This is a genomic window from Segniliparus rugosus ATCC BAA-974, from assembly GCF_000185725.2.
Classification (GTDB): domain Bacteria; phylum Actinomycetota; class Actinomycetes; order Mycobacteriales; family Mycobacteriaceae; genus Segniliparus; species Segniliparus rugosus.
On record NZ_KI391953.1, the window covers coordinates 692,528 to 719,404 of the forward strand.

Annotated in this window: 18 protein-coding genes; 12 read left to right on the forward strand and 6 right to left on the reverse strand. The window is 69.4% G+C overall.

Annotated elements, in window-relative coordinates; genetic code table 11:
• Positions 1-34 precede the first annotated feature (34 nt).
• Together ectA and HMPREF9336_RS03365 are read right to left on the reverse strand one after the other, a co-directional pair.
• The gene (gene ectA / locus HMPREF9336_RS03360; RefSeq protein ID WP_007471445.1) at positions 35-538 is read right to left on the reverse strand and encodes a diaminobutyrate acetyltransferase; all 504 of its coding nucleotides are present in this window, start codon (positions 536-538) and stop codon (positions 35-37) included.
• A 272-nt stretch (positions 539-810) separates the two neighbouring features.
• Positions 811-1,437 carry a LysE family translocator gene (locus HMPREF9336_RS03365; RefSeq protein ID WP_007471443.1) on the reverse strand — a complete coding sequence of 209 codons (627 nt, stop codon included), beginning with the start codon at positions 1,435-1,437 and terminating at the stop codon, positions 811-813.
• Positions 1,438-1,840: 403 nt separating this feature from the next.
• Between HMPREF9336_RS03365 and HMPREF9336_RS03370 the strand changes: the two genes are divergently transcribed.
• The 3 genes from HMPREF9336_RS03370 (at position 1,841) to HMPREF9336_RS03380 (ending at position 5,084) form a co-directional block, all read left to right on the forward strand.
• The gene (locus HMPREF9336_RS03370) at positions 1,841-3,136 is read left to right on the forward strand and encodes an MFS transporter (protein ID WP_007471441.1); all 1,296 of its coding nucleotides are present in this window, start codon (positions 1,841-1,843) and stop codon (positions 3,134-3,136) included.
• Positions 3,137-3,158: 22 nt separating this feature from the next.
• Positions 3,159-4,343, forward strand: coding sequence for an ABC transporter ATP-binding protein (locus tag HMPREF9336_RS03375; RefSeq protein ID WP_007471438.1), 1,185 nt, complete (start codon positions 3,159-3,161; stop codon positions 4,341-4,343).
• Positions 4,344-4,556: 213 nt separating this feature from the next.
• A complete protein-coding gene (locus HMPREF9336_RS03380; RefSeq protein WP_007471437.1) occupies positions 4,557-5,084 on the forward strand; it encodes a YceI family protein in 528 nt (175 codons plus the stop codon).
• 62 nt (positions 5,085-5,146) lie between these two features.
• On the opposite strand, the gene HMPREF9336_RS03385 is transcribed toward HMPREF9336_RS03380, so the two are convergent.
• The gene (locus HMPREF9336_RS03385) at positions 5,147-5,623 is read right to left on the reverse strand and encodes a MarR family winged helix-turn-helix transcriptional regulator (RefSeq protein ID WP_007471436.1); all 477 of its coding nucleotides are present in this window, start codon (positions 5,621-5,623) and stop codon (positions 5,147-5,149) included.
• Between the two features lie 79 nt (positions 5,624-5,702).
• On the opposite strand from HMPREF9336_RS03385, the gene steA reads away from it, so the two are divergent.
• The 7 genes from steA (at position 5,703) to HMPREF9336_RS03420 (ending at position 12,108) form a co-directional block, all read left to right on the forward strand.
• Positions 5,703-6,884: a putative cytokinetic ring protein SteA gene (gene steA, locus HMPREF9336_RS03390; RefSeq protein ID WP_007471435.1), complete on the forward strand. Its 1,182-nt coding sequence runs from the start codon at positions 5,703-5,705 to the stop codon at positions 6,882-6,884.
• Positions 6,885-6,893: 9 nt separating this feature from the next.
• Positions 6,894-7,811, forward strand: coding sequence for a copper transporter (locus tag HMPREF9336_RS03395; protein WP_021030019.1), 918 nt, complete (start codon positions 6,894-6,896; stop codon positions 7,809-7,811).
• Between the two features lie 179 nt (positions 7,812-7,990).
• A complete protein-coding gene (locus tag HMPREF9336_RS03400) occupies positions 7,991-9,640 on the forward strand; it encodes a CTP synthase (RefSeq protein WP_040584955.1) in 1,650 nt (549 codons plus the stop codon).
• Positions 9,633-10,262, forward strand: a complete 630-nt coding sequence (locus tag HMPREF9336_RS03405) for an NUDIX domain-containing protein (protein WP_007471431.1) — start codon at positions 9,633-9,635, stop codon at positions 10,260-10,262. Before HMPREF9336_RS03400 ends, HMPREF9336_RS03405 begins: the two co-directional genes overlap by 8 nt.
• Positions 10,217-11,239: a site-specific tyrosine recombinase XerD gene (locus HMPREF9336_RS03410; RefSeq protein WP_007471430.1), complete on the forward strand. Its 1,023-nt coding sequence runs from the start codon at positions 10,217-10,219 to the stop codon at positions 11,237-11,239. The genes HMPREF9336_RS03405 and HMPREF9336_RS03410 overlap by 46 nt, the downstream gene beginning before the upstream one ends.
• Before the next feature lie 36 nt (positions 11,240-11,275).
• Entirely contained in the window at positions 11,276-11,707 is a 432-nt protein-coding gene (locus HMPREF9336_RS03415) for a hypothetical protein (protein ID WP_007471429.1), read from the forward strand.
• A complete protein-coding gene (locus tag HMPREF9336_RS03420) occupies positions 11,707-12,108 on the forward strand; it encodes a hypothetical protein (RefSeq protein ID WP_156920281.1) in 402 nt (133 codons plus the stop codon). The genes HMPREF9336_RS03415 and HMPREF9336_RS03420 overlap by 1 nt, the downstream gene beginning before the upstream one ends.
• Positions 12,109-12,415: 307 nt before the next feature.
• On the opposite strand, the gene HMPREF9336_RS03425 is transcribed toward HMPREF9336_RS03420, so the two are convergent.
• Together HMPREF9336_RS03425 and HMPREF9336_RS03430 are read right to left on the reverse strand one after the other, a co-directional pair.
• Positions 12,416-14,107, reverse strand: coding sequence for an acyl-CoA dehydrogenase family protein (locus HMPREF9336_RS03425; RefSeq protein ID WP_007471427.1), 1,692 nt, complete (start codon positions 14,105-14,107; stop codon positions 12,416-12,418).
• Positions 14,108-14,148: 41 nt separating this feature from the next.
• Positions 14,149-14,772 (reverse strand): DUF305 domain-containing protein, encoded by a 624-nt coding sequence (locus HMPREF9336_RS03430; protein ID WP_007471426.1) that lies wholly within the window; start codon positions 14,770-14,772, stop codon positions 14,149-14,151.
• Positions 14,773-15,048: 276 nt separating this feature from the next.
• Between HMPREF9336_RS03430 and HMPREF9336_RS03435 the strand changes: the two genes are divergently transcribed.
• A complete protein-coding gene (locus HMPREF9336_RS03435) occupies positions 15,049-24,231 on the forward strand; it encodes a type I polyketide synthase (RefSeq protein WP_021030021.1) in 9,183 nt (3,060 codons plus the stop codon).
• 20 nt (positions 24,232-24,251) lie between these two features.
• Positions 24,252-26,138 carry a cytochrome c oxidase assembly protein gene (locus HMPREF9336_RS03440; protein WP_007469095.1) on the forward strand — a complete coding sequence of 629 codons (1,887 nt, stop codon included), beginning with the start codon at positions 24,252-24,254 and terminating at the stop codon, positions 26,136-26,138.
• 147 nt (positions 26,139-26,285) lie between these two features.
• Here the strand turns inward: HMPREF9336_RS03440 and HMPREF9336_RS03445 are convergent, their stop codons facing one another.
• Entirely contained in the window at positions 26,286-26,864 is a 579-nt protein-coding gene (locus HMPREF9336_RS03445) for a hypothetical protein (RefSeq protein ID WP_021030022.1), read from the reverse strand.
• Between the last annotated feature and the right edge of the window lie 13 nt (positions 26,865-26,877).

Here is a 26,877-nt window from a genome sequence, read left to right on the forward strand (position 1 = left end):
GTTGTCGCTTCACGGAGAAGTCAGGCCCGGAGCATCAGGGCTTCGACGTGATCGGCCCGACGCGCACCAGCGGCTCCGCTTCGTGCGGAGCTGGGAAAAGCGAGGCCGGGAACCCGTCGGATATGGCGAGCGTCGTGTTGCGGCGGCGGGCGAGCGCGCCGAACATCGCGTTCGACGCGGCGTTGGACGGGGCGACGGTGGCTTCGACGACGATGTCGCGGTCGGCGCGGTCCACCAGCCAGTCCAGCATCGCTGCGCCCACTCCTTGCCCGCGCGCTTGCGCCGCGACACAGATTTGCCACACGAACAGCACGTCCGGGCGCCCAGGCGGATGGTAGCCCGTGGCGAAGCCGACCGGGCCGCTCGAGTTCTCGGCGATCGCCGAGGTCGCCGAGAAGTGATGCGCGAGCAGCACATACGCGTATCTCGTGTTCACGTCGAGAGTCTCGGAGGACGCGGCGAGCCGGTGCATCGCCGGGCCGTCCTCGGGCTGCGGCGGCCGCAGCGTCACAGAGGGAGCGGCTTTCAGTTCGCCCATGGCGGTCTCGTTCCTTCCACGCTCGTGTTGGCTTCCTCGTCGTGGCGCGTGCCGCGAGGAACCTTGCGGTTCGGATCTCGTTACCAACGTAACAGGAAAGTAAAAGCGGCTTGATTCGGGGTATGTTTTCCCTACGTATAGGGTATTTTTGCACTAATTTCCCCATATGGGGCCGATGTGGATCCGCTGCCCTTCTTCCGACTTTAGTCGCAATCGCCCTGACGTGGCTTCGGCGCGTCGGACCGGCAGGCCCTATGGCCCCGTGCGGCCGGTCAGGCTTCGGCGGCGAGCGCGGCGGCGAAGCCGACCATCACCGTTCCGGTCGCGGCGTTGACGCAGCGTCGGGCGCGAGGCCGGGCGAGCGCTTGGCGCGCGGCGTTCGCGCTGAGCGCCACGATCACCAAGACCGCCGTCCCGACCGCCACCAGCGTGAAGCAGTAGGCCAGCAGCCTCGCGGCTGGCGCGTCGCCGGACACGAACTGGGGGAGGACCGCCAGGTTGAACATCAGCACCTTCGGGTTCGTGATGTTGCAGAGGAAACCTTGTCGAGCGCTGGACCAGAGCTGTTTTCTCGGACGGCGGGACGAGCCCGCATCCTCGGCGGGGGCCAGCTCCCCCTTGATCGCGGCGCGGATCGCGGTCGCGCCCATGTACAGCAGGTACAGGACGCCGATCACGCGCAGCGCGAGGAAAAGAGGCTGGGAACGAGTCAGCACGGCGGCCAAGCCCCACACGACGAGCAGCCCTTGCATGGTCGCCGCAGCCGCGATGCCCGCGATGGCGGCGAAACCACGGGAACGCCCGCCCAGCGCCGTGGTTTGGATCGTGAGCAGCATGTCCGGCCCAGGGGCGGAGGCGAGCAGGGTCGCAAACATTAAGAACCCCAGGTAGTTGCTCATAAAATGATTGTAGCGAGCCCTCGCGGGCGCCCCGACCATGAATGCGGCCTCGGCCTTTGGCACAATGGAAGCCGCTGCACACCAGAGCAGGGCCGGTGCGATCACCCCCTAGGTCGGGCTTTGGGACTTGTTTCGACAGCCTGTCAGCGGCGTTATCGCGCCGCGTGTCTTGGGAACGAATGTGGTCCGCGCAAAAATCCCAGGGGGTCTTCCTCGATCGCCTGTTCCCGTCACGCTCGTCCCGGGCCACAGCACGGAAGGGGTGATGCAGTCTATGGCACTCTCGACAACTGAAAAAACCGAGAAATCGTCGACGACTGAAAAAACAACAGGACGGGTTGATCCCGAGCCTGCGAGTCATATTCCGAGGTCCACGCTTCGCCGCGCGATAGCGGCCTCGGCCATGGGGAACGCCACTGAGTGGTTCGACTACGGGGTGTACGCCCTCACCGTCCCGTATATCTCGAAAGTCTTCTTCCCCGGAGACGGGGCGAGCGGGACGCTGTGGGCGCTATTGACCTTCGCCATCTCTTTCCTGGTGCGCCCGCTCGGCGGCCTGGTCTGGGGGCCGCTCGGCGACCGGCTCGGCCGCAAACAGATCCTCGCCGCCACCATCGTCATGATGTCGGGGGCGACATTCTGCGTGGGGCTCTTGCCGACGCACGCCGCCGTCGGAGCATGGGCCCCGGCGGCGTTGATCCTGCTGCGCATGGTCCAAGGCTTCTCCACCGGTGGCGAGTACGGCGGGGCGGCGACGTTCATGGCCGAGTACGCCCCGGACCGCAAGCGCGGCTTCTGCGGTTCCTTCCTCGAATTCGGCACGCTCGGCGGCTACGCCTTCGGGGCGCTTCTCGTGCTGCTCGTGGACCTGGGCCTTGACGACGGAGCCATGCAGACATGGGGTTGGCGGCTGCCGTACCTGATCGCCGGGCCGCTCGGCTTGGTCGGCTTGTACCTGCGGTCGAAAATGGAAGACACTCCCTGCTTCCAGGAGCTGGAGCAATCGGGCGGGAACGAATCGAATCTCGGGCATGAGCTGCACGAGCTCGCGACGGTCTACCGTCAACCGGTCGTGCTGCTCTTCGGCCTGGTCGTCGCGCTCAACGTGGCCAACTACACGCTTTTGAGCTTCATGCCCACCTATTTGGGGAGCCATATCGGCCTCACCGACACCCAGGGGCTCGTCATCATGCTGGTTGTCCAGCTCGTCATGATGGCGCTTCTTCCCATGTGCGGCGCGCTGTCGGACCGTGTCGGGCGCAAACCCATGTGGCGAGCTTCCCTGGTCGGGTTGTTCGTCCTCGCCGTGCCGATGTTCCTGGTGATGCGGCTGAGCTTCTTGGGGGCGCTGGTCGGGCTGATCGTGCTCGGCGGGTTCTTCATCCTGCAGTTGTCCACGATTTCGGCGACATTCCCGGCGATGTTCCCCACGCAAGTGCGTTTCGCGGGTTTCGCCCTCTCCTACAACGTGGCGACCTCGGTGTTCGGCGGCACCTGCCCCTTGATCAACGAGTGGCTCATCGACAAGCTCGGATCCGATCTCGTTCCGGCGGGGTATCTCATGGCGAGCTGTCTCGTCGGGCTCGTCGCGCTGCCCTTCGTGACGGAGACCGCCGGGGTCTCGTTGCGGGGGCGTGGGGTGCCCGGCGTCATCTCCAGGCCGGCGGGCCGGCGCCCCGGACGTGATCGCGCGTCCTGATCGGACGTGCGAGAATGGCCGCATGGCAGAGATCGTGCTCGACCACGTGGGCAAGCAGTACGCGAACGGGGCGACCGCCGTGGCGGATGTGGACCTCACCATCGCGGACGGGGAGTTCATCGTCCTGGTCGGGCCGTCCGGATGTGGGAAGTCCACGACGTTGCACATGGTGGCGGGGCTGGAGTCGATCAGCTCCGGCGAGTTGCGCATCGGCGGCAAACGGGTCAACGAGGTCGCTCCGAAGGACCGGGACATCGCGATGGTCTTCCAGTCCTACGCCCTGTACCCGCATATGTCGGTGCGGCAGAACATCGCGTTCCCGCTGACCTTGCGCAAAGTCCCCAAGGCCGAGATCGCCGCGAAGGTCGAGGACGTCGCGAAGATCCTCGACCTCGGAGCCCTCTTGGACCGCAAGCCTGGCCAGCTCTCCGGCGGGCAGCGCCAGCGCGTCGCGATGGGCCGGGCCATCGTCCGCCACCCCAAAGCGTTCCTCATGGACGAGCCGCTCTCCAACCTCGACGCGAAGCTCCGGGTGCAGATGCGGGCCGAGATCCTGCGGCTGCGACAACGGCTGCAGACCACCACGATCTACGTCACCCACGACCAGACCGAGGCGATGACCTTGGGGGACCGCGTCGTGGTCATGAAAGGCGGCGTGGTGCAGCAGATCGCCGCGCCGCAGGACCTCTACGACCGGCCGAAGAACCGGTTCGTCGCCGAGTTCATCGGCTCCCCGTCGATGAATTTCGTGCCGGGGGAGTTCGCCTCGGACGGCGTGCGCACGGCGTTCGGACTGGCCGCGCTGCCCGCCGACGCGTTCGCGAAGGCGACCGCGCGCGCCAAAGAAAAAGGATTGCAGGGCAAAAACGTGCTGCTCGGGCTGCGGCCGGAGCATTTTGAAGAAGACCAGCGCAGTGAAGAAGACCGGCGCAGTGAAGAAGACCGGCGCAGTGAAGAAGACCGGCGCAGTTCGGGCGGGGCTTCCGGCCCCGCGCAGTCCTCGGCGGTGCATTTCGAGGCTGAGGTCGACCTGGTGGAATCGGTCGGCTCGCACCGCTACGTGTACTTCTCTTCCGGCGAGCAGCAGCTCGTCGCACGAGTGCCCGCGCATTCCGCCGCGAAAGCGGGCGAGCGGTTCCCGCTGCGCTTCGACCCGGCGAAGGCGCTGGTCTTCGAGCCGGGATCCGGCGACAACCTGACCTTCTAATTCTCGGGGTCCAGGCGGCGGTCTGCTTCGTTGCCGACTCCCAGTGGCGCACCTCGAGCGCGGGAGCCCTCGTCGTCTGCTGTCTCGCGCCCATCCGTCTGAGGCTCCCGGAGAAAGCGCGCGGAGGTTTCGGGAATACGTCCGGCGGTTGCGATGTTGAGTTGAATGTTCAATAATGAATTGAATGTTCAACTTATGACTGAAGGAGAATCCATGACCGCGACCATTCCTGGCCTCACGCAGGGCACGTGGACCATCGACCCGGTGCATTCCGAAGTGACCGCCAGCATCCGGCACCTCGGCGTGAGCAAGGTCCGCGCCAGTTTCGCCGAGTTCTCCGGCGCGGTGACAGTGGCGGAGGACGGCGCCCCGGCGGTAGTCGCCGAGATCGCGGTCGGCTCGATCGACACCAAGAACGAGGCGCGCGACACCCACGTCAAATCCGCCGACTTCTTCGACGTGGCCACGTACCCCACGGCGAGCTTCCGCTCCACCGGCGTCCAGAAAGACGGCGACGACTACATCGTGAGCGGGGACTTCACGCTCCATGGCGTCACCAAGCCGATCGAGCTGCGCCTGGAGTTCGGCGGCGTCGCGCAAAACCCGCAGACCGGGGGATCGGTCGCCGGGTTCTCGGCGACGACGACCATCGGGCGCAGCGACTTCGGCATCAGCGCGGCCCCTGGTCTGCTCGGGGAAAAGGTCGCCATCGAACTCGACATCGAGGCGGCGCTCGCGTAGCCGCCGGAGCGCCGAGCGCGGCCCTGGCCGAGATCTCGGCCAGGGCTGCGCTCGTCTCGGGGCTAGCCGAGATCTTCGAGACGCTTCACGATGCGCGCCGCCGTCCGTCCGAACTGGCGGAACTCTTCGGGGGTAACCGCGTCCAGCACGGCGGTCCGCACTCGTTCCACGTGGCCGGGGGCGCTGGATTTGAGCAGCTCGTACCCCTCGTCTGTGAGGATCGCTTTGGTGTACCGCCCGTCGTCCGGGTCGGCCTCCCTGCGCACCAGGCCGCGTTCCTCGACCCTGGAGATCAGGTGCGACAGCCGGGAGAGGGACGAGTTCGTGAGCATCGCGAGCTCGGAAAGCCTGCGAGCGTGGCCCTTGTCCTCGGACAGCATGGCGAGCACGCTGTATTCGAGGTGCGAGAGCCCGCTGTCGCGCGTCAGCTGGGAGTCCAGCGCGGTCGGCAAGCGCATCGTCAGCGCGACCACGGCGAGCCAGTCTTCGAGCTCGGCGGGGCTGAGCCAACGCGGGGGCTGCTCGTCGCTGGGAACCATGCGCTGATCGTACCTATTTCTTCGCAACCGGCGGCGCGCCTCAGCCTTGTGGCTGGTGTGACGCGTGATGATACTGGCCATGAAGGTCGCTCTCCTTTCCCGCAAATCCGAGCCGCTGCCCGGCGTCCTCGCCACCGCGAGGGTCGGCAGGGACACCGCCAAACTGCTGCGCAAGGTCAAAGAGGGCGACGTGGTCGTCATCGACGAGCCGGATTTGGACCAGGTCACGGCGGACGCGTTCGTGGAGAAGGGGGTCGCCGCGGTGGTCAACGCCGCGCCCTCCATCTCGGGGCGTTACCCCAACATGGGGCCGGAAGTGCTGGTCAGCAATAACATCACGCTGGTGGACACGGTCGGCGACGACGTTTTCCGCAAGGTGCGCGACGGCGCGAAAGTGCGCCTGCACGAGGGCGGGGTGTACAGCGGCGACAAACTGCTGGCCGAAGGGGTCGAGCGGGACGAGGCGCAGATCGGGGAGCTTATCTCGGGCGCGAAGACCAGCCTGATCAACCACCTCGAGGCGTTCTCCGGCAACACCATCGAGTTCATCCGGGCGGAAAGCCCGCTGCTCATCGACTCGGTCGGCATCCCAGACGTGGACGTGCGGATCGAAGGCCGCCACGTCGTCGTCGTCGCGGACGGCGAGGACCACGAGGCCGACCTGAGGGCGCTGCGTCCCTTCATCCGCGAGTTCATGCCGGTACTCGTCGGCGTCGGCAAGGGCGCGGAGGCGATCGTCCGCCAGAAGCTGCGCCCGGACCTCATCGTCGGCAACCCGGAGCTCATCTCGGCCGAAACGCTCAAGAGCGGCGCGCAGGTCATCCTGCCCGCCGAGTTCGACGGCACCGCCCCCGGCCTTGAGCGCATCCAAGACCTCGGCATCGGCGCGGTCACCTTCCCCGCGTCCCTCGAGCCGGCGGACCTCGCGCTGATCCTGGCCCACCACCACGGAGCCTCGATCATCGTCACGGCGGGCCACACCGCCTCGCTCGGCGACTTCTTCGACCCGGCGCAGCGCGGTTCGAGCCCGTCCATCTTCCTCACCCGGTTGAAGGTGGGGCAGAAGCTGGTCGACGCGAAGGCGCTCGCCTCGCTCTACGCGACCAAGCACACCGGGGGGCTCGTCGCGTTCCTGGCGATGATGCTGCTCATCGCGGGCGTGGTGCTCTTCATCGCCTTCGGGCAGCAGTTCCACCTGGTGGCGGGCCTCGAATCGCTGTGGCGCTCGGCGGCGCAGTCGATCCAGGGCTGGCTCACGTAGGCGACACGCATGGTCTCCTTCCGGAATTTCGCCACCTCGCTCCTCGCGGTCCTGCTCGCTGTGATCCTCGGGGCGGTGCTCGGTTCCGGTGTGCTCGTCGGATCGCCGTTGCAGCTGACCGAGAACTCGCCGAAAGCGGTCGGCGGGGCAGGAGCCCCAGCCGAGCGGTCGGACGGGGCGAAGGCACGCGAGGACGAGGCGGACGCATTCGCCCGCGCGGTCGGCGGCCGCGCGGTTGCGGGCGTCCTCACCGGCCAGAGCGTCGTCGTGATCACTGTGCCGGGAGCCGACCAGGGCGACGTGGACGCGGTGAAGGAATACCTCGGCAAGGCGGGGGCCCAGCTCGCCGGGCAGATCGGGGTGACGGACGCGTTCGTCGGCACCGTTGACGAGGAGAAGCTGCGCACCGTCGTCGACAACGTCATCCCGCCGGGAACCCCGCTGGACCCGAAGAACTTCGACCAGCAGAGCCGGGTCGGCGACCTGCTCGGCGCGGTCCTCTCTCAGCAAGACCAAGACAAGGTGAAGCCCGAGGAGCGGGCCAACGTGGTCAACTTGCTCCGCGTGAACGGTTACCTCTCCGTCGCCGGGGACCCCGTGCCGGCCTCCGCCGCCGTGGTCGTGACCGGAGGGGCGCTTCCCGCCGACGCGGGCGACAAGGGGCCAGCCGCGGTCCGGCTCGCCACAGCGCTGCGCGCCAGGCTCGGCGGCGTGGTGCTCGTCGGCCGCTCCGGCTCGGCGGACGGCCCTTCGCCGGTGGCGCTCGTCCGGGCGGACAAGGGGACGCAAGTGAGCACGGTGGACAACGTGGAGAGCCCGGTGGGGCACGTCGGCACGGTGCTCGCGCTCGTGGAGCAGACGCAGGGGCACGTGGGCCAGTACGGGACCGGATCCGGGGCCTCGGCGGTCGTGCCCGCTCTTCCGTGAGCCCGGTCCTTCTCTGAATCCACCGGACGAGCTGCGGTTTCCCGCGCCACGCGGCCCGGAAGCCCAGCGCGTCGCGCCATCGCGGGCGCTCCCTGTTACAGTGAAGATCCGTGACCGGTGCCTTCGCTTCCCCCGCTCCGAGCGGGTCTCGATCTTCAGGCCGGTCTCCGGCGAAATACATTATCGTCACCGGAGGGGTGGCCTCCTCGTTGGGCAAAGGCTTGACCGCCTCCAGCCTCGGGCAGCTGCTGACCAGGCGGGGCCTGCGGGTCACGATGACCAAGCTCGACCCGTACCTCAACGTCGACCCCGGCACGATGAACCCGTTCCAGCACGGCGAGGTATTCGTGACCGAGGACGGCGCGGAATGCGACCTCGACATCGGGCATTACGAGCGCTTCCTGGACCGCGACCTGCCCGGCTTCGCGAACGTCACCACGGGCCAGGTGTACTCGACGGTCATCGCGAAGGAGCGGAGGGGCGAGTACCTCGGCGACACCGTGCAGGTCATCCCGCATATCACCGATGAGATCAAGCGTCGGATCGTCGGCATGTCGCACGGGAAGACCGTTGAGGAGAGCCCGGATGTGGTGGTGGTGGAGATCGGCGGCACCGTCGGCGACATCGAGTCCCAGCCCTTCCTGGAAGCCGCCCGCCAGCTGCGTCGCGAGGTGGGCAGGGAGAACGTGTTCTTCCTGCACGTCTCGCTCGTCCCGTACCTCGCCCCGTCCGGGGAGCTGAAGACCAAGCCGACGCAGCACTCCGTCGCGGCGCTGCGGGCCATCGGCATCACCCCGGACGCGCTGGTGCTGCGCTGCGACCGGGAGCTCCCCGAGTCGGTCAAGCACAAGATCGCGATGATGTGCGACGTGGAGTCCGACGGCGTGGTGGCCTGCCCGGACGCGCCGTCGATCTACGACATCCCGAAGGTGATCCACGGCCAGCACCTCGACGCGTTCGTGATCCGCAAACTCGGCCTGCCCTTCCGCGACGTGGACTGGACCGAATGGGGGCAGCTGCTCGACCGGGTGCACCATCCGGACCACGAAGTCGCGGTCGCCATCGTCGGCAAGTACATCGACCTGCCGGACGCGTACCTCTCGGTGACCGAGGCGCTGCGCGCGGGCGGGTTCGCCAACAAGGCCAAGGTGCAGGTCCGGTGGGTCGCCTCCGACGACTGCGAGACCGAAGAAGGGGCCAGGGCGGCGCTGGCCGGGGTGGACGGCGTGGTGATCCCCGGCGGATTCGGCATCCGGGGCATCGAGGGCAAGATCGGGGCGATCCGCTACGCGCGCGCGAACGGCCTGCCGCTGCTGGGGCTGTGCCTTGGCCTGCAATGCGTCGTCATCGAGGCGGCGCGGACGGCGGGCCTCGCCAAGGCGAGTTCGGCGGAGTTCGACCCGGACACCCCGGACCCGGTCATCGCGACGATGGCCGACCAGGTCAAAGCCGTCTCCGGCGAAGCCGACCTCGGCGGCACGATGCGCCTTGGCTCCTATCCCGCGGTGCTCGCCGAGGGGTCTTTGGTCGCGAAGGCGTACGGGACCACGAGCGTCGACGAGCGCCACCGCCACCGTTTCGAGGTCAACAACGCCTACCGCGACAAGATCGCCGAGGCGGGGCTGGTGTTCAGCGGGACTTCGCCGGACGGCTCGCTCGTGGAGTTCGTGGAGTACCGCGCCTCGGACCATCCGTTCCTCGTCGCAACCCAGGCGCACCCGGAGCTGAAGTCGCGGCCCACCAGGCCGCATCCGTTGTTCGCCGCGCTGGTGGAGGCCGCGTTGGCCCACCAGGCCGGTCTCGCGCGGGAGGCGGCCGCCGATGAGTGAGCCCGGCACGCACGCCTTCGGCCTTGAGTCCTCCGAGCTGGTCTACGAGGGCGCCATCATCGCCCTGCGCAAGGACCAAGTGCGCATGCCCGCCGGCAACGTGGCCCAACGCGAGGTGGTCGAGCACCATGCCGCAGTCGCCGTCGCCGCGGTGGACGACCAAGGCCGGGTCGCGCTGATCCACCAGTACCGCCACCCGGTTGGCCGACGGCTGTGGGAGCTGCCCGCGGGGCTCATGGACCTCTCCGGGGAGCCCGCGCAGCCCGCCGCCGCTCGGGAGCTGCTGGAGGAGACCGGGTTCACCGCCGCGCAATGGTCGGTGCTCGCCGACGTGGCGCTCTCGCCGGGGTTCACCGACGAAGCCGTCCGCATCTTCCTCGCGACCGGGATCGCTCCGGGGGAGCGCCCGCCCGCGCACGACGAGGAGCTCGACGTGGTGCTGGAGTGGACGCCGCTGGACGAGGCGGTGGCGCGCGTGTTCTCCGGCGACATCCAGAACGCCACCTCGGCCACCGGGATCCTCGCGGCGAAGCTCGCGCTCAGCGGCGGGGGGACGCCGCGCCCAGGCGACGCGCCGTGGCCGGAGCAGCCGACCGCGTTCGCACAGCGGAAGGCCCGCTGACGAGCGACAAGCTTTCCGAGCAAGTCAAGTCGTACCTTGACCATCTGACGGTCGAACGAGGAGCCTCGAAGCATACGGTCTCCTCGTACCGGCGGGATCTGGACCGGTACATGGATTTCCTCCGTGAGCGCTCGGCGACCGATCTCGCGCAGGTGACGAGCGCGCAGATCGCCGAATTCCTCGCCTGGTCCCGCGACCCGGAGGGGATGGGCCTGGCCCAGTCCAGCGCGGCCCGAGGCCTCTCCGCCGTGCGCGGCCTGCATAAATTCGCCGTCCTCGAAGGCATGGCGGCGCAGGACGCGGCGCACGGGGTGAAACCTCCCCAACCGGGGCGCAGGCTGCCGAAGGCGCTGCCGGTGGACCAGGTGATCGCGATCATCGAGGCCTCGGGCATGGCGGATTCCGAATCGGACATCCCCCGTGCGCTGCGCGACGCCGCGCTGCTCGAGCTCATGTACTGCACCGGCTGCCGGGTGAGCGAAGCGGTCGGCCTCAACCTCCTCGACGTGGACTTCCAAGCCCGCTCCGCGCGCGTCCTCGGCAAAGGCGACAAAGAACGGCTCGTCCCGCTCGGCGGCCCCGCTGTCGCCGCGCTCGACGCGTACCTCGTCCGAGGCAGGCCCGCCCTGCTCGCCGCGCGGATCCCCCGAGGATCGGCAAGCCGATCGTATTCGAGGGAGGCTCCCCCGGGCAAAGCGACGAACGCGCTCTTCCTCAACGCGCGGGGGGAGCGGTTCTCCCGGCAGAGCACATGGGCCTCGTTGCGCCACGCCGCCGCCAAAGCCGGGGTCAAGGCCGAGATCTCCCCGCACACCTTGCGCCATTCCTGCGCGACGCACCTCTTGGAGGGCGGGGCCGATGTGCGTGTGGTGCAGGAGCTGCTCGGCCACGCGAGCGTCGTCACGACGCAGATCTACACAATGGTTTCCGCGACGACGCTGCGCGAGGTCTACGCGACAGCACACCCGAGGGCGTGATAGCGTCGACAGCGACGATCATGGAGGGGAGCGCTGATGTCGAGGGAGTTCTCAGTCGGATGGCGCGGGTTTTCCGACGAGCGGAAAGACCAGCTGAACCGACGGCTCGTCTGGGGGAGGGTTGTCGCGCCGATCGCGGGCGGCATCGCCGCGTTGGGGACATGGTATCTGCTCGGGAGCGTCTGGCGCGACTGCGAATTCAGGATGAACGGAGGGTATGGCTTTCTCCTGCTGTTCCTTGTGGCAGCGGTGTTCGTCATGGCCGGTGTGCTCGCATGGTTTGTGCACGCGTTGGTGTGTCTGGTGCCGGCGCGAAGCGCCCCAGCGTTGGCTGTCGTGGCGGCTGTGTGCGCCGCAGGCGCGCTCATGTGGTCTGTGGTGTCTGCGGAACACAATCCTGACGGGACTGGCGTGACGCGGTGCGAGAGCGGCGTGCCGCCGTGGTGGCCGAGTTGGATACCCCTCTGATGGTCTCGTCCGAGGAGTTTTTCGCAGATCCAGACGGTGCGCCGGCAGCGCGTGGTCTTCGGTTGAAAATACGTATGGTTTGGGGGGCTTTGCTCGTGCCGCCGTTGGGAGTGTGCGCCGTCGTTGTGGCATTCCTATCGCGCACCTGCGCTGAAGCCCACGAGCCCATCATCGATCTTGCGCTGCCCTTCGTCATGTTCGGCGTGCTCGTGGCCGCCGCTTTCCTCGGCTATCTTGCGTACCTGGCGGTGTGCCTGATCCCCGCGAGAGGGACGCCGGCGTTAGGTTTTGCGGCCGCCGTGCTCGTTGCTGCTTCCGTTGCGCGGTCCATGGCGTTGCTCGGCCTCGGCTCCTCCCTGTCGGACGCGGCGCGCTGTACGGCCTGGATGCCATGGTGGTGATCGAATCCGGCACGTGCTCGACGTTGCCGGGCTTTGGCTTCGGAGCGGGCGGACGGCGATGCGGCGCGAACGGAGCCTGATGAGGTCTTCGCCGCCGAGGCCGCACAGTGGATGTCTGACAGATTGCGCACGGTCTGGCCTACCCGTCTTGGCGATCAAGCAGTCGGGATGGTCTGTCTGACGGAGCTTCGGCGGATGCCGGGCTCCGATCCGAATGCGACGGGCGCGCGGGGCTCATTCGGGAGTCTGCGCGTGCTGCTGCGGGGGAGAGTCGAAACACTGACGCCTGCGGGCCGAGGTTGCCGGGCTACGCCTTCGGGACGGCGCGCTCCAGGATCGGGGCGAGGTCCACGCCGGTCGGCAGGGCTCCGAAAGTCCAGCCGAAACCGTCCTGCGAGAAGCGGCTCGCCGCGAACGCGTCGGCGACCGCAGGATGCCCGTGGCGGATGAGGAGCGATCCCTGCAGCGCGAGGGCCAACCCGCCGACGATCCGACGTGCCCGGTGCTCGATGGCCTCGAAGCCGCCTGCCAGTTCGTCTTTGAGCGCGGCGACCGAGGAGTCGAACCTGGTGTCCGCGCCGCGCGCCGCGTCGAACTCGGCGAAGAGCAGCGCGACGGACTCCGGTTGTTTCGCCATGGCGCGCAGCGCGTCGAGGGCGGCGACGTTGCCCGAGCCTTCCCAGATCGACAACAGCGGCACTTCTCGGTAGAACCGGGGCATCCGCGATTCTTCGGTGTAACCGTTGCCGCCGAGGCATTCGAGCGCTTCTGCCACGTGGACCGGCCCGCGTTTGCAGATGAAGTATTTGCTGACGGCGAGGCTGATGCGCAGGAGCGCTTTGGCCTGCTCGTCACCGGCGGTCGCCTTGTCCACGTGTGCGGCGAGCCAGAGCGCGGTGGTCAACGACGCCTCGGCTTCGACGGCGAGGTCGGCGAGGACGTTGCGCATGAGCGGCTGGTCCACCAGGTTCGCGCCGAACGCGCTGCGATAGGTCGCGTGGTGGGCGGCGTGCGCGGTGGCGAGGGACATCGCGGTGGACGTGGCGAGCGTGCAGTCCAGGCGGGTCATGTTGACCATCTCCACGATGGTCTTGACCCCCTTGCCCTCTTCGCCGACGAGCCAGCCGACAGCTTCGTCGTATTCCACTTCGCTTGAGGCGTTGGACTTGTTGCCGAGTTTGTCTTTGAGCCGTTGCACCGACATGTTGTTGCGGGAGCCGTCCGGCAGGATCCTCGGCAGGTAGAAGCAGGACAACCCGCCTGGGGCTTGGGCGAGGACGAGGAGCAGGTCGGACATGGGCGCGGAGGTGAACCACTTGTGCCCGGTGATCCGGTAGCTCCCGTCCGGTTGCGGGACGGCGCTCGTGGTGTTCGCGCGCACGTCGGAGCCGCCCTGCTTCTCGGTCATCGACATCCCGGCGATGAGTCCGGCCTTCTGCGCGATCGGCCGCAGCGAGGGGTCGTAGACGCGGGAGGCGAGCTTCGGCTCGTGCGCGGCGGCGACCGCCGGGTTCGCCCGCAGCGCGGGGACGACGGCGTACGTCATGGAGATCGGGCACAGGTGCCCGGCGTCGGCCTGGCCCCAGACGATCATTTTCGCGGCGCGGGCGAGGTGCGCGCAGTGCTGTGTCTCAGTCGCCGACGGGCTGTGTTGTGTCTCAGTCGCCGACGGGCTGTGCCCCGACTCCGCCCATGCGGCTCCGTGGAGCCCGTATTCCACCGCGACTTTCATGAGTTGGTGGTAGCTCGGGTCGTACACCACCTCGTCGATCCGGTTCCCGTACCGGTCGTAGTTCTTCAGCTGGGGCGGATGCGCCTCGGCGAGGTCGCCCCACTGCTGGGCTTCGGCGCTGCCGGCGAGTTCGCCGAGGCTCTGAATCTCGGCGCGGGCCGCGTGCGCGTTCTCGCGCTGCAGGGTTTCGGCGAGGACGGGATGGTCGGCGAGGCTCCAGCCGACGAGCGGGGGCACCTGGTTGAACACCGTGTGGGTCTGTCGCATGAGCGCCAGTGTAGTGGATCACAGATCGCGGGCGGGGCCGCTCAGTTGTCGGCGGAGATCTTCTCCAAAAGCGCGCCGAGGTCGGCGACCTCGCCGGTTTGCGTTGTTTTGATGCTTTGCGCCAGTTGCTTCGCCTTCGGGCTCAGCCCCTTCTCCAGCTCGTTCTGGGCCATCTTCACGGCGCCGTCGTGATGTTCGGCCATCAGCCCGATCCACTTCTTGTCGAACGTCGAGCCGCTCAGGTTCCGCAGCCGCTCGACGTCTTTCTCTGGGACCATGCCGTCCGAGCCGCTCGTGGGGGAGCCTTCCGCTTGCGGGGGAGTCATGTCGGGCATGTCCATCTTCCCCGAGGCGGACGGCGGCGCTCCGAATTCTTTCGCCAGCGCGCTGAGTTGGGCGATCTCCGGGGCCTGTTCGTCGCGGATTTTGGCGGCGATGGCTTTGACTTCTGCGTTCTGGCTTCGGTCCGGGACGAGTTCGGCGAGATCCAGCGCCTGCTGATGATGGTGTGCCATACCGGTGACGAAGTCGACATCTGTCTGATTATGTTGCTCGGCCTGGGCGGCGGGAGCCGCTGTGGTGTGCTCGGGGGCGGAGCAGGCGGCGGGGGAGAGCGCGAGCGCCGCCAGCGCCGCGTATCCGATATGGCGGAGGAAATTTTTCATGCGAAGAATGCCTTTATGTGCGCTCGGGCATGTGGCTGCGCGGACATGCAAGACCAGATCTGGGCGGGTCCCAAGTCCACCCTAGCAACGTTGTGCCTGCCCCGACGCGCCGCCCGACCGCTCGCCGACAAATCCCTTAAGCTCGAAACAGAGAGCCGCTCGGCGACACTCTATGAAGATACTCTAAGATTTCTTGGAGATCTCTTAAGATGTTGACGACCGAGGACACCCCGCGCTGCGCGCGAGCGGGTACCAGTGAAGTGAAGGAGCGTGCTCGTGACCACTCATGAAAGCGAATTGGGCCGGACGCAGTCTGGCGGGCGTGAAGCCGAGCATCGCAGTCTCGCCGAGAGGCTGAGCGGCGGCGAGCCGTACGCGATCGCGTTCGCCGGCCAGGGCGGCTCGTGGCTCGATCCGCTGGCGGAGCTGGTCCGGGGGGCCGGGCTGGAGGGGCACGCGCGGTGGCTGCTCGCGGAGGCGGCCGCGCTGGTGCGCCCGGTCGCGGACGAGCTGTCCGTCGCCCGCCCGTACGGCTTCGAGCCGCTGGAGTGGATGGAGTGGGAGGAGGCTCCGTCCGATTCCATGGTGCTGCCGCCCTCAGTGTCGAGCCCCGGTCTCTTCTTCGCCCAGGCGCTCGCCCTGCACGCGCTCACCGCGCTCGGGCTGGACTGGCGCGGCAATCGCCCGGTCGGCTTCGCGGGGCACTCCCTCGGCCTGATCGCCGTCGAGGCCGCGAAGCACGGCGGCGAACAGGACGCGCAGTTCCTCGCCCTCGCCCAGCTCGTCGGCGCGGCAGCCTCCTTGGTCGCGCGCCGCAACGGCCTGATCGGCTCGACGCAGACGCCTGCCCTGGTGTCGGTGCGCAATGTCGACCCCGAGATCTTGCGCGGCTTGCTCGCCGAGTTCCACGCGATCCACAACCACCCAGGCGACCCCGTGCTCGCGCTGCGCAACGGGCGCCGCTCGGCGACCATCTCCGGCAACCCGTTGCGACTGGTCGCCTTCCAGGCGTACGCGGACCGGATCTCGGAGAAGCAGGTCGAGGAGCGCAAGAAGAAGCTGCGCGGCGGCTCGGTGTTCGAGCCCGGTTTCGAGCCGGTGCACGCGACGGTCGGCTTCCACCACCCGCACTTGGCCCCTGCGGTGGACCTGGTCGGCGACTGGGCCGCCCGCTGCGGCCTCGACGTGGAGCTCGGCAGGTCGTTCGCGCAGCAGATCCTGGTCGATCCGGTGGACTGGGTCGAGCAGGTGGAGACGCTGGTCGACGCGGGCGCGCGGTGGATCCTCGACGCGGGCCCCGGCGACATGTTGACCCGGTTCACCAAGCCGGTGGTCCGGGGCCAGGGCGTCGGCCTGGTCTCCATCGCGACGAGAGCGGGCCAGCGCTCGCTCTTCACGAGGGGCGAGGCCCCGAAGGCCCCGAGGCCGTGGTCGGATTTCGCCCCGGAGCTGGTGCGGCTGCCGGACGGCAAGCTCGCCGCGCAGACCGCGTTCACCAAGCTGACCGGGCGTTCTCCGATGCTGTTGGCGGGGATGACCCCGACGACGGTGGACCCGGGGATCGTGGCGGCCGCGGCGAACGCGGGGCATTGGGCGGAGCTGGCGGGCGGCGGCCAGGTCACCGAGGCGATCTTCGCCGGGCACGTGGCGGGGCTGAAAGAGCTGCTCGAGCCGGGCCGCGCGGCGCAGTTCAACGCGATGTTCCTCGATCCGTATTTGTGGAAGCTGCACGTGGGGGGCAAGCGGCTCGTCCCGAAGGCGCGCGCGGCGGGGGCCCCGTTCGACGGGCTGGTCATCACGGCGGGGATCCCCGACCTCCCGGAGGCGTTGGAGCTGGTGGAGGAGCTGCGTCAGGCTGGTTTCTCGAGCGTCGCCTTCAAGCCGGGCACGGTCGCCCAGATCAAATCGGTGGTCCGGATCGCGAAGGAGGTCGGCGGCGGGCAGAAGGTCATCGCCCATATCGAGGGCGGACGCGCAGGCGGGCACCACTCCTGGGAGGATCTGGACGACCTGCTGCTCGCCACCTACCACGAGCTGCGCGAGCAGCCGAACTTGGTGGTCTGCGTCGGCGGCGGGATCGGCACCGCCGAGCGCGCGGCGGAGTATTTGACCGGCGAGTGGTCCGAGCGGCTCGGCTATCCGAGGATGCCGGTGGACGGGATCCTGGTCGGCACCGCCGCGATGGCGACATTGGAGGCGACGACCTCGCCGGACGTGAAGCGGCTTCTGGTCGAGACCGCAGGCTCCTCGGAGTGGATCCCTGCGGGCGGGGAGTCCGGCGGCATGGCCTCCGGTCGCAGCCAGCTCGGCGCGGACATCCACGAGATCGACAACGCCGCCTCGCAGTGCGGCAGGCTGCTCGACGAGGTCGCGGGCGACGAGGAGGCCGTCGCCAAGCGCAAGGACGAGATCGTCGCGGCGCTGAACAAGACCGCGAAGCCGTACTTCGGCGAGGTCGCCGCGATGACCTACCGCGAGTGGCTGGAGCGCTACGTGGAGCTTTCGGACGCGGGCGACATCTCGCCGACGGGCTTGCAGTCCGAGAAGTGGCTGGACGTCACCTGGCAGGAGCGGTTCCTCGCGATGGCGCGGCGGACCGAGGCGCGGCTCGCCGACGCGGACGAGGGGGAGATCCCGACGCTCTTCCCCGACCTGGACTCGGTGGCGGACGGCCACGGAGCGATCGCCAAACTCGCCGAGGCGTACGCAGACCTCGACCAGACCGTCTTGCATCCGGCGGACGTGGCGTTCTTCACGACGCTCTGCAAGCAGATCGGCAAGCCGGTGTGCTTCGTGCCGGTCGTCGACAAGGACGTGCGCCGCTGGTGGCGCAGCGACTCGCTCTGGCAGGCGCACGACCCCCGCTATTCGGCCGACCAGGTCTGCGTGATCCCCGGCCCGGTGGCGGTCGCGGGCATCACCAGGGCGGACGAGCCGGTGGGCGAGCTTCTCGACCGGTTCGAGCGGGCCGTCGTGGAGAAGATCGTCGCCTCCGGCGCGCAGGCGAAGGATGTCGCGGCTCGCCGGGAGACCGCGTTCGACGGGGCGCTCGGCGTCTTCCTCGCGGCCCCGGACGTGCTGTGGGCCGAGCGGTTGACCACCAACCCGGTCCACCGGCTCGGCGACCTCGAAGCCTGGCAGCAGGTGGAGCCGCACCTTTTGGAGCACCAAACCACCGGAGCCACGGTCGTCCTCACCGAGGCGGACCGGATCACGCTGTCCATCCCGGTGAACGGGACGTGGCTCGCGCTGCGCTTCACCGTGCCCGCCTCTGCGGCCACGGGCGGCGCGCCGGTGTTCGCGGACGCGGACGCGGCGAACGCGATGACCGGCCTGCTCCAGGTTCTCGCCGGGGGCGAGCTGCCCCAGGTCGTGGACGGCGTTGCCAAGACGGCCGCCGCCTGGTCGCCGAACCTGCCCGCGGACCACGCCGGGGTCACGGCGGTGACCCTGCCCAAGCCGCTGCAGCCCGCGACCATCCCGTATCTGGGGAAGGTGGTGCCGGACGTGCTGGTCGGCCTCTCTTGGCCGGCGGTGTTCGCGGTGCTCGGCTCGGCCCAGACCGCAAACGGCAAAGGGGTGATCGAAGGCCTCCTGGACCTGGTGCACCTGGACCACGCGGTGAAGCTCGCGGGCGAGGTCCCGTCCTGGGAGACCACGTTCGCCGTCGAAGCCCGCCTGGTCGGGGTGGCCGACACCGGGCTGGGCCGGGTCGTGGAGGTCGCCGTGGCCATCGCGGACGAGGCGAACGGCAAGCCGGTCGCCGAATTCGTCGAGCGGTTCGCGATCCGGGGCCGGGTCGGGGACGCGGATCTGGAAGACCCGATCCGCGCGGGCGGAGCCGTTTCGCCGGACGCGGTGGACACGAATCGGGCCAAGCGGCGCGAGGCGACCATCGTGGCCCCTGCCGATCTGACGGCGTTCGCGCAGGTCTCGGGCGACCACAACCCGATCCACACCAGCCTGGTCGCCGCGAAGCTCGCGGGTCTGCCGATGCCGATCGTGCACGGCATGTGGCTCTCCGCGGCCGCGCAGCAGGTGGTCGCCGCGGTGGACATGCGCGACGGGCAGCCCGCCCCGCGCCGGATCGTCGGCTGGACCTCCCGCTTCCTCGGCATGGTGTACCCGGAGTCCCCGGTCACCGTCCGCGTGGACCGCGTCGGCGTCGATCACGGAGGGGAGCTCGTCGAGGTCTCGTGCCGGGTGGACGGCGAGCTGGTGATGGCGGCCTCCGCGCGCCTCGCAGCCCCGAAGACGGTCTACGCGTTCCCCGGCCAGGGCGTGCAGACCAAGGGCATGGGCCTGGCCGCGCGGGGCCGGTCCAAGGCGGCGAAGAAGATTTGGGACGAGTCCGACGCGTTCACCAAGGAGCAGCTGGGCTTCTCCATCCTGGGCGTGGTGCGGGACAACCCGACCTGGATCGTCGTGGACGGCGTGCGCTACGAGCATCCGGACGGCGTGCTGCATCTGACCCAGTTCACGCAGGTCGCGATGGCGGTGACCGCGCTCGCGCAGGTCGCCGAGCTCAAGGAGACCGGGGCGTACGTCGAGGACGCGTTCCTCGCGGGCCACTCCGTGGGCGAGTACAACGCGCTGGCCGCCGTGGCGGGGACGTTCTCCCCGACCGCCGTGCTGGCGGTGGTCTACAAGCGCGGCATGACGATGAACAACTTCCTGCCCCGCGACGAACAGGGCCGCTCGAACTACCGCATGGCGGCGATCCGCCCGGTCCACCTCGGCCTGGCGGACGACGACGTGTTCGCGTGGGTCGAGGCGCTCTCGGCCAAGACCGGCGAGTTCCTGCAGATCGTGAACTACAACCTGCGCGGCACCCAGTACGCCATCGCCGGCACGGTCAAAGGCATCGACGAGCTGGAGAAGGAGTGCGCCCGCCTGCAGGAGGAGGTCGGCGGGAAGGCCTCGTTCATCCGGGTGCCGGGGATCGACGTGCCGTTCCACTCCACCCTGCTGCGCGTGGGCGTGCCGGAGTTCCGCAAGGTGCTCCAGGGCCTGATCCCGGAGGAGGTCGACCCCTCGGTGATCGTGGGCAAGTACATCCCGAACCTCGTCGCCAGGGTGTTCTCGCTGGACCGCGAGTTCGTGGAGTCGATCGCGGCGGAAGTGCCCTCCGAGCAGATCCAGGAGGTCCTGCACGACTGGACGATCTGGAGCGCGCAGCCGCGGCGGCTCGCCTCCCGCCTGGTCGTGGAGCTTCTGGCCTGGCAGTTCGCGAGCCCGGTGCGCTGGATCGAGACCCAGGACCTGCTCTTCTCCCCGGTCCTCGCGGGCGGCTTGCAGGTCGAGCGGTTCGTGGAGATCGGCATCGGCAGCGCCCCGACCGTGGCCAACATGGCCCGCAACACCCTGCGGCTGGACTTGTTCGCCGGATCGAGGGTCGAAGTCTTCAACATCGAGCGCGACTGGGCCGCGACGACCTCGACAGACGAGGGCGTCGTGGACGAGGAGCCGGAGATCGAGGAGGCGGCCCCCGCCGCCGAGGCCCCGGCTCCGGTCGAAGCGGCTGCCCCCGCGCCAGCTCCGGCGGCTCCCGCCGCGCCTTCGGGCGGCCCGAGGCCGGACGATCTGCCCTTCACGGCGGCGGACGCGTCCACGGCGCTCATCGCGCTGTCGGTGAAGCTGCGTCCGGACCAGCTCACCCCGGCCGACAGCATCGAGTCCCTCTGCGAAGGCGCCTCCTCGCGGCGCAACCAGCTCCTGCTGGACCTGGGCGCGGAGCTGAACCTCGGAGCCATCGACGGCGCGGCCGAGGCCGACCTGCCGTCCCTGAAGGGCACGGTCGCCAAGCTCGCCCGCACCTACAAGCCGTTCGGCCCGGTGCTCGCCGACGCGGTGAACGACCAGCTCCGCAAGGTCCTCGGGCCGACGGGGAAGCGGTCCAGCCACGTCATCGAGCGGGTCAAGACCGTGTGGGAGCTGGGCCAGGGCTGGGCCGACCATGTTTTGATCGCCATCGCGCTGGGCACCCGGGAGGGGTCGAGCGTGCGAGGCGAAGCCCTCGGCGGTCTCAACACCCCCAGCAACGCGGCCGAGGTCGACGCCCTGGTGGACGCGGCTGTCGCCCAGGTCGGCGCGGCCAACGGCGTGGCCGTGTCCTTGCCGAGCAAGGGCGGCTCCGGTGGCGGCACGGTGGACGTGGCCGCGCTGGCGGAGCTGACCGAGCACATCACCGGCCCGGACGGCGTCCTGGCCGCCACGGCCCGGTTCGTCCTGAACCAGCTCGGCCACACAGCCGAACCGGCGGCGCAAACCGAAGACCTGGACCAGGAGCTGGCCGACCTCGTCTCCGCCGAACTCGGCGACAACTGGGCGCGGACGGTCGCGCCGGTCTTCGACGAGGGCAAAGCCGTCCTGCTCGACGACGCGTGGGCCGGTCTGCGCGAGGTCCTCGCCCGCGTGTGGACCACCGGCGAGCCGGTGGAGGCCGCCCGGTTCGCGGGCGCGGGCGAGGCGGTCGCCCGGCAGGCCGACTGGTGGGCGCGCAAGGCGGCGGGGACCGCGTTGGCCGAGGCGTACGCCTCCTACGCGGCCTCGGCCAGGGACGAGGCCGCTGGGCTGTGGTCCCTCGAGACCGCCCTGGTCACCGGCGCGGGCAAGGGCTCGATCGCGACGGCGGTCGCGGCCGAGCTGCTCGCTGGCGGCGCCACGGTGGTGGCGACCACCTCCTCGCTGACCGAGGAGCGCCTCGCGTACTACCGCGCGTTGTACGCGGAGCACGCCCGCGCGGGCGCGGCCCTGTGGGTGGTCCCGGCGAACATGGCCTCGTATCAGGACGTGGACGCGCTGGTCGAGTGGGTGACGGGCGAGCAGACGGTGAATCTCGGCGGCACGCCGAAGACGGTCAAGCCCGCCCTCAACCCGACGTTGCTGTTCCCGTTCGCGGCGCCTCGGGTGCTGGGGGATCTGGCGGACGCGGGCCCTCGGGCGGAGCTGGAGATGAAGGTGCTGCTCTGGGCCGCGCAGCGGCTGATCGGCGCGTTGGCGGCGAAGGCGGGGGAGTTCGACCTGGGCTCGCGGCTGCACGTCGTGCTCCCCGGCTCCCCGAACCGGGGCCTGTTCGGGGGCGACGGGGCGTACGGCGAGTCCAAGGCGGCGCTGGACGCGCTGGTGTCGCGGTGGCAGGCCGAGAAGTCCTGGACCCGGCGGATCACCCTCGCCCATGCCATCATCGGCTGGGTGCGCGGCACCGGCCTGATGGGCGGGAACGACGCGGTGGTGGCGGCGGTGGAGCAGCAGGGCGTGCGGACCTTCTCGACCCAGGAGATGGCCGCCGAGCTACTGGGGCTCTGCACGCCCGAGGCCCGCGCGCTGGCCGAGACGGACCCGCTGTCCGCCGACCTGACCGGCGGGCTCGCCGGGGTCCGGCTGGACATGGCCGCCCTCGCCGAAGAGGCGGCCAAGGCGGAGGAGCAGTCGGCGGACGAAGAAGACGGACAGCCGACGGTCCAAGCATTGCCGTCCCCGGCGCGGCCCGTCGCAACCCCGGAGTTCGACTGGGCGAGTCTGGACGTCGATCTGAAGGATCTGGTGGTCATCGTGGGCGCGGGCGAGGTCGGGCCGTACGGCTCGTCCCGGACGCGGTTCGAGGTCGAGGTGACGGGCGATTTGTCGGCGGCGGGCGTGCTGGAGCTGGCGTGGACGACCGGGCTGGTGAGCTGGCAGCGCGACCCTGAGCCGGGCTGGTACGACGCCGAGACCGGCGAGCTGGTCCCGGAGGAGGAGATCGCGGGGCGTTATCGCGAGAGGGTGCTCGAGCACAGCGGCATCCGGCACTTCACCCCGCAGACGCTGCGTTCCGGCGACAGCGCCGAGCGGCCTCTGCTGGCCGAGGTCTTCCTCACAGAGGACCTCACCTTCGTGGTGGCCGGCGAGGCCGAGGCGAGGGCGTTCCGCGAGGCGGACCCGGAGAAGACCGTGATCGCGCCGGTGGCCGGAAGCTCGGACTGGACGGTGACCCGCAAGGAGGGCACCCAGATCCGAGTGCCCCGGAAGGTCAAGATGACCCGCACCGCGGGCGCCCAGGTGCCCGACGGCTTCGACCCGACGGTGTGGGGCGTCCCCGCCGACATGGTCGCGGTGACCGACCGGTTGGCGCTGTGGAACCTGGTCGCGACGGTCGACGCCTTCCTCGGCGCGGGCTTCAGCCCGGCGGAGCTGATGGCGGCGGTGCACCCGACGCTGGTGGCGAACGTGCAGGGCACCGGCATGGGCGGCATGACCTCGCTGCAGCGGATGTACTACGACTTCTTGTTCAAGGGGTCGCTGGACCAGAACGACCTCCTCCAGGAGACGTTGCCGAACATCACCCTCGACCACGTGGTGCAGTCCTACATCGGCAGCTACGGCGCGATGGTCCACCCGGTCGGCGCGTGCGCCACGGCGGCGGTGTCGGTCGAGGAGGGCGTGGACAAGATCACGCTCGGCAAGGCGCTGTTCGCGGTCGCGGGCGGCTACGACGACATCAGCCTGGAAGAGGTGCTCGGCTTCGCGGAGATGAACGCGACCGCCGACATCACCGCGCTCGAGGCGAAGGGAATCGGCACAAAACGCGTCTCCCGCCCTGGCGACCGGCGGCGGGCGGGGTTCGTGGACGCCCAGGGCGGCGGGACGATCCTGCTCGCGCGGGGCGACGTCGCGGCCCAGCTGGGCCTGCCGGTCCTGGGCGTGGTCGGCTACGCGCAGTCCTTCGGCGACGGCGTGCACACCTCCATCCCCGCCCCCGGTCTCGGCGCCCTCGCGGCGGGCCTAGGCGGGCGGGACTCGCAGTTCGCCCGTGCGCTCGCGAAGTTCGGGCTCGCCGCGGACGACGTCGCGGTGGTGTCCAAACACGACACCTCCACCCTCGCCAACGACCCGAACGAGGCCAACCTGCACGAGAAACTCGCGGCGGCGATCGGCCGAAGCCAGAGGGCCCCGCTCTTCGTGATCTCGCAGAAGAGCCTCACCGGGCACTCCAAAGGCGGCGCGGCGGCGTTCCAGACCATCGGCCTCTGCCAAGTCCTCGCCTCCGGGCAGATCCCGGCCAACCGCAGCCTGGACTGCGTGGACGACGCCATGGCCGAGCACGAGCACCTGGTCTGGCTCAAAGAGCCCCTCGCCTTCGACGGGAGCTTCCCCCTCAAAGCCGGCGTGGTCACCTCCCTCGGCTTCGGCCACGTCTCCGGCATGATCCTCGTCGTGCACCCCGCCGCGTTCCTCGCCGCGCTATCCGACGAGGAACGCGCCGACTACCTGCGCCGCGCGCAGGAGCGTCGCGTCGTCGGCCAGCGGCGCCTGCAAGAGGCCATGTGCGGCGGCGAGGCGGCCTACGCCCGACCGACGGACCGGCGCCTCGAGGGCGAAAGCCATGCGGCGCAGGAGCGTTCGGAATCGGCGCTGCTGCTGGACGGTTCGTACCGGCTCGACAGTTCCGGCCGCTACTGCCCACGGAGCTCGTCCTAAGAGGTGGGAGAATAGGGGGGATGTTCCTCCCTCTTCTGCTCGGCCTCGCCGTGGCGGTGTCCGCCGCGGTCGGCGTCGGGCCCGATCCGTACCTCGCGGTGAAGAGCCCGTACCCAGGATCTGCGACGCTGATCCTGCAAGTGGTCGCGCAATTCGCGGCGAGCCTCGCCGGGGCGCTGTGCCTCGGCGGTCTCGTGTTCGCGCTGTGCTGCACGCGTCCGACCGCCCAGACGCGCCTGGGGCCGCGCGGCTACGCCGGATTGCGCACGGTCGAGCTGGCGAGTCCGATTTGGGCGCTGAGCGCGCTGGTCGCCATGGTGACGACTGCGACAGTCGAAGTCGGCCGCGCGCCCTCGGACTTGCTGCGCACCGAGGATCCGCTCGGCAGCCTGTTCGCGCTCCTCTCGGTCTCCGAGCGGGCGGGAGCCTGGCTCGTGGTCCTCGTGTTCGCGACCGCGGTGGCGCTCGCCTCTCGGTTCTGCCTCGCCTGGACTTCTTGCGCGGCATTGGCGTGGGCTTCGGCCATCGGGGTCGTGGCCCCGTGGGTGGTGGAGAACGCGGGCGACGGGCCGGACCACGACGTGGCGACCGGCGCGGCGGTCTGGACGAGCGTCGGTCTGGCGGTGCTCGTCGGAGTCGCGGCGCAGCTGCGCGGCACGTGGACGGAGGACCGCGAGGCGGCCCAGCGTCGGGCGCGACGGATCATCGCCGTCGCGGCGGTCGCCGTCGCGGCGGGAGCCTCGGTGCTCGGCTTCCTGCTCATCCCGCTTTCCGCCGCGACGAGCACCTGGTACGGGTGGCTCGGGCTCGTCTCGGCGGCGCTGTTCGCGCTCGCCCTGCTCGCGGCGCGCGCGAACAGGTTCGGCCTTGCCGCCGCTGCGGGGACGGTCTTGCTCGCGGCGGCGGAGGCGATGGCCATCCAGCCCGCCCCCGCGTTCGCCTGGCAGCAGTTCTCCGTCGCCGAGCTGCTGCTCGGGTTCGACTTCCCCGGGCCGCCGACCGTCTGGCGGCTGATGACGGCCTGGCGGTTCGACACGGTCTTCGGCGTGCTCGCCGTGCTCCTGGCGGCGGCGTACGGGTACGGGGCGTGGCGGCTGGGCAAACGAGGGGACGAATGGTCGAGGTGGCGGACGATCTCGTTCCTCGTCGGCTGCGTTTTGCTGCTGCTCGTGACCTCCTCAGGGGTCGGGCGCTACGCGTCGGGGCAGTTCAGCTACCACATGATCTCGCATATGGGGCTGAACATGTTCGTCCCGGTCTTCTTGGTGCTCGGAGCCCCGGTGACTCTGCTCCTGCGCGCCGTGCCGCCCTCGGGCAAGCACATGCCGGGGCCCCGAGAATGGACCCTCGCGCTCGTGCACTCGCGGATCGTGCAGATCCTCGCGCATCCGCTGGTCGCGGTCGGCCTGTTCGTCATCTCCCTCTACGGGCTGTACTTCACCCCGATCTTCGGGGCGCTCGTCCAGTACCACTGGGGGCATCTGCTGATGACCGCCCACTTCCTGATCATCGGCTACACGTATTACTGGGCGATTGTCGGCGTGGACCCCGGAGCCCGGCGGCTGCCGCACCTCGCGCGGCTGGGGATGTTGTTCGCGGTCATGCCGTTCCACGCTTTCTTCGGGGTGGCCGTGCTGTCCTCGGACGAGATCATCGGCGGGAACTTCTACCGGTGGCTCGACCTGCCGTGGATGACCGACCTCGCAGCGGACCAGCGCATCGCGGGGGCGGTGGCGTGGACGAGCGGCGAGATCCCGATCGTGTTCGTGGTCGGAGCCCTGCTCTACCAGTGGGCGAAAGCGGACCGCCGCGCGGCGGACCGGGCCGACCGGCATTCGGTGGACTACGACGACGCCGAGCTCACCGCGTACAACGCGATGCTGCAGAAACTGGTCGAGCGCCAATAGCGCCCCTAGACGTTCCTCCGCCGTCCAAGCCCCAGGAGACGATCCGGCGCGGGACGATGCGGATGACGTCGCCGCTGAGCCCGTCCGCCGTGCGCATTCTCGCGCCGCTCATGCGGGCGCTGATCGCCCCGGCGGCAGGGGAGGGCGCTAGGTGACCGGAGAGCCCATGCAATACACCCGTTTGGGCTCGGGGTAGACCACCGCCGTGGAGTCGACGCAGATCGAGGGATCGTCGGAGCCTTCCACCGCCTTGACCACGCGGGCGTCTTTGACGGACTCCGCCTCCTGCGCGCTGCTGGAGCAAGGGACCTCTTCGTGCAGCGGCGGCGTCGCGCTGTCCGTGTAGCAGTGGCCCTCGCGCAGGTTCTCCACGAGGCAGAGGGCTCCGACCTGGCGGCCGTCGAGTTTGACGCGATACGCGAAGTAACGCTGGCCGGGACATTCGTCCGAACCGGTGACCTTGAGCCCGACCGAGAGCGTGAGCCCGGCGGACGAGCAGTCGGCGAGCAACAGATCCCCCGCGTCCGTCCCCGCCTGCTTCGGCCGCGCCGTCAGGCAGTCGCTTGGGCGGAACCGGTCGAGCTTCTGCTCGGCGGCTGCGAGCGCCGCCTTCTCCTGTTGCTGCTCCCGCCACGCCTGGAACCCCGCAGCCGCGCCGAACAGCACGACGAACGGAACGACCCAGAGCAGAAGGCGTTTGGCGAATTCCCCTGCGCTTCGCTTCACTCGGTCCTCCTTC

Bases quoted from the DNA above. Each gene is read 5' to 3' on its own strand.
- HMPREF9336_RS03440 (WP_007469095.1), top strand. From the start codon at position 24,252: ATGTTCCTCCCTCTTCTGCTCGGCCTCGCCGTGGCGGTGTCCGCCGCG.
- HMPREF9336_RS03430 (WP_007471426.1), bottom strand. From the start codon at position 14,772: ATGAAAAATTTCCTCCGCCATATCGGATACGCGGCGCTGGCGGCGCTC.
- ectA (WP_007471445.1), bottom strand. From the start codon at position 538: ATGGGCGAACTGAAAGCCGCTCCCTCTGTGACGCTGCGGCCGCCGCAG.
- HMPREF9336_RS03380 (WP_007471437.1), top strand. From the start codon at position 4,557: ATGACCGCGACCATTCCTGGCCTCACGCAGGGCACGTGGACCATCGAC.
- HMPREF9336_RS03425 (WP_007471427.1), bottom strand. From the start codon at position 14,107: ATGCGACAGACCCACACGGTGTTCAACCAGGTGCCCCCGCTCGTCGGC.
- HMPREF9336_RS03420 (WP_156920281.1), top strand. From the start codon at position 11,707: ATGGTCTCGTCCGAGGAGTTTTTCGCAGATCCAGACGGTGCGCCGGCA.
- HMPREF9336_RS03395 (WP_021030019.1), top strand. From the start codon at position 6,894: ATGGTCTCCTTCCGGAATTTCGCCACCTCGCTCCTCGCGGTCCTGCTC.
- HMPREF9336_RS03365 (WP_007471443.1), bottom strand. From the start codon at position 1,437: ATGAGCAACTACCTGGGGTTCTTAATGTTTGCGACCCTGCTCGCCTCC.
- HMPREF9336_RS03405 (WP_007471431.1), top strand. From the start codon at position 9,633: ATGAGTGAGCCCGGCACGCACGCCTTCGGCCTTGAGTCCTCCGAGCTG.
- HMPREF9336_RS03385 (WP_007471436.1), bottom strand. From the start codon at position 5,623: ATGGTTCCCAGCGACGAGCAGCCCCCGCGTTGGCTCAGCCCCGCCGAG.
- HMPREF9336_RS03375 (WP_007471438.1), top strand. From the start codon at position 3,159: ATGGCAGAGATCGTGCTCGACCACGTGGGCAAGCAGTACGCGAACGGG.
- HMPREF9336_RS03415 (WP_007471429.1), top strand. From the start codon at position 11,276: ATGTCGAGGGAGTTCTCAGTCGGATGGCGCGGGTTTTCCGACGAGCGG.
- steA (WP_007471435.1), top strand. From the start codon at position 5,703: ATGAAGGTCGCTCTCCTTTCCCGCAAATCCGAGCCGCTGCCCGGCGTC.
- HMPREF9336_RS03370 (WP_007471441.1), top strand. From the start codon at position 1,841: ATGGGGAACGCCACTGAGTGGTTCGACTACGGGGTGTACGCCCTCACC.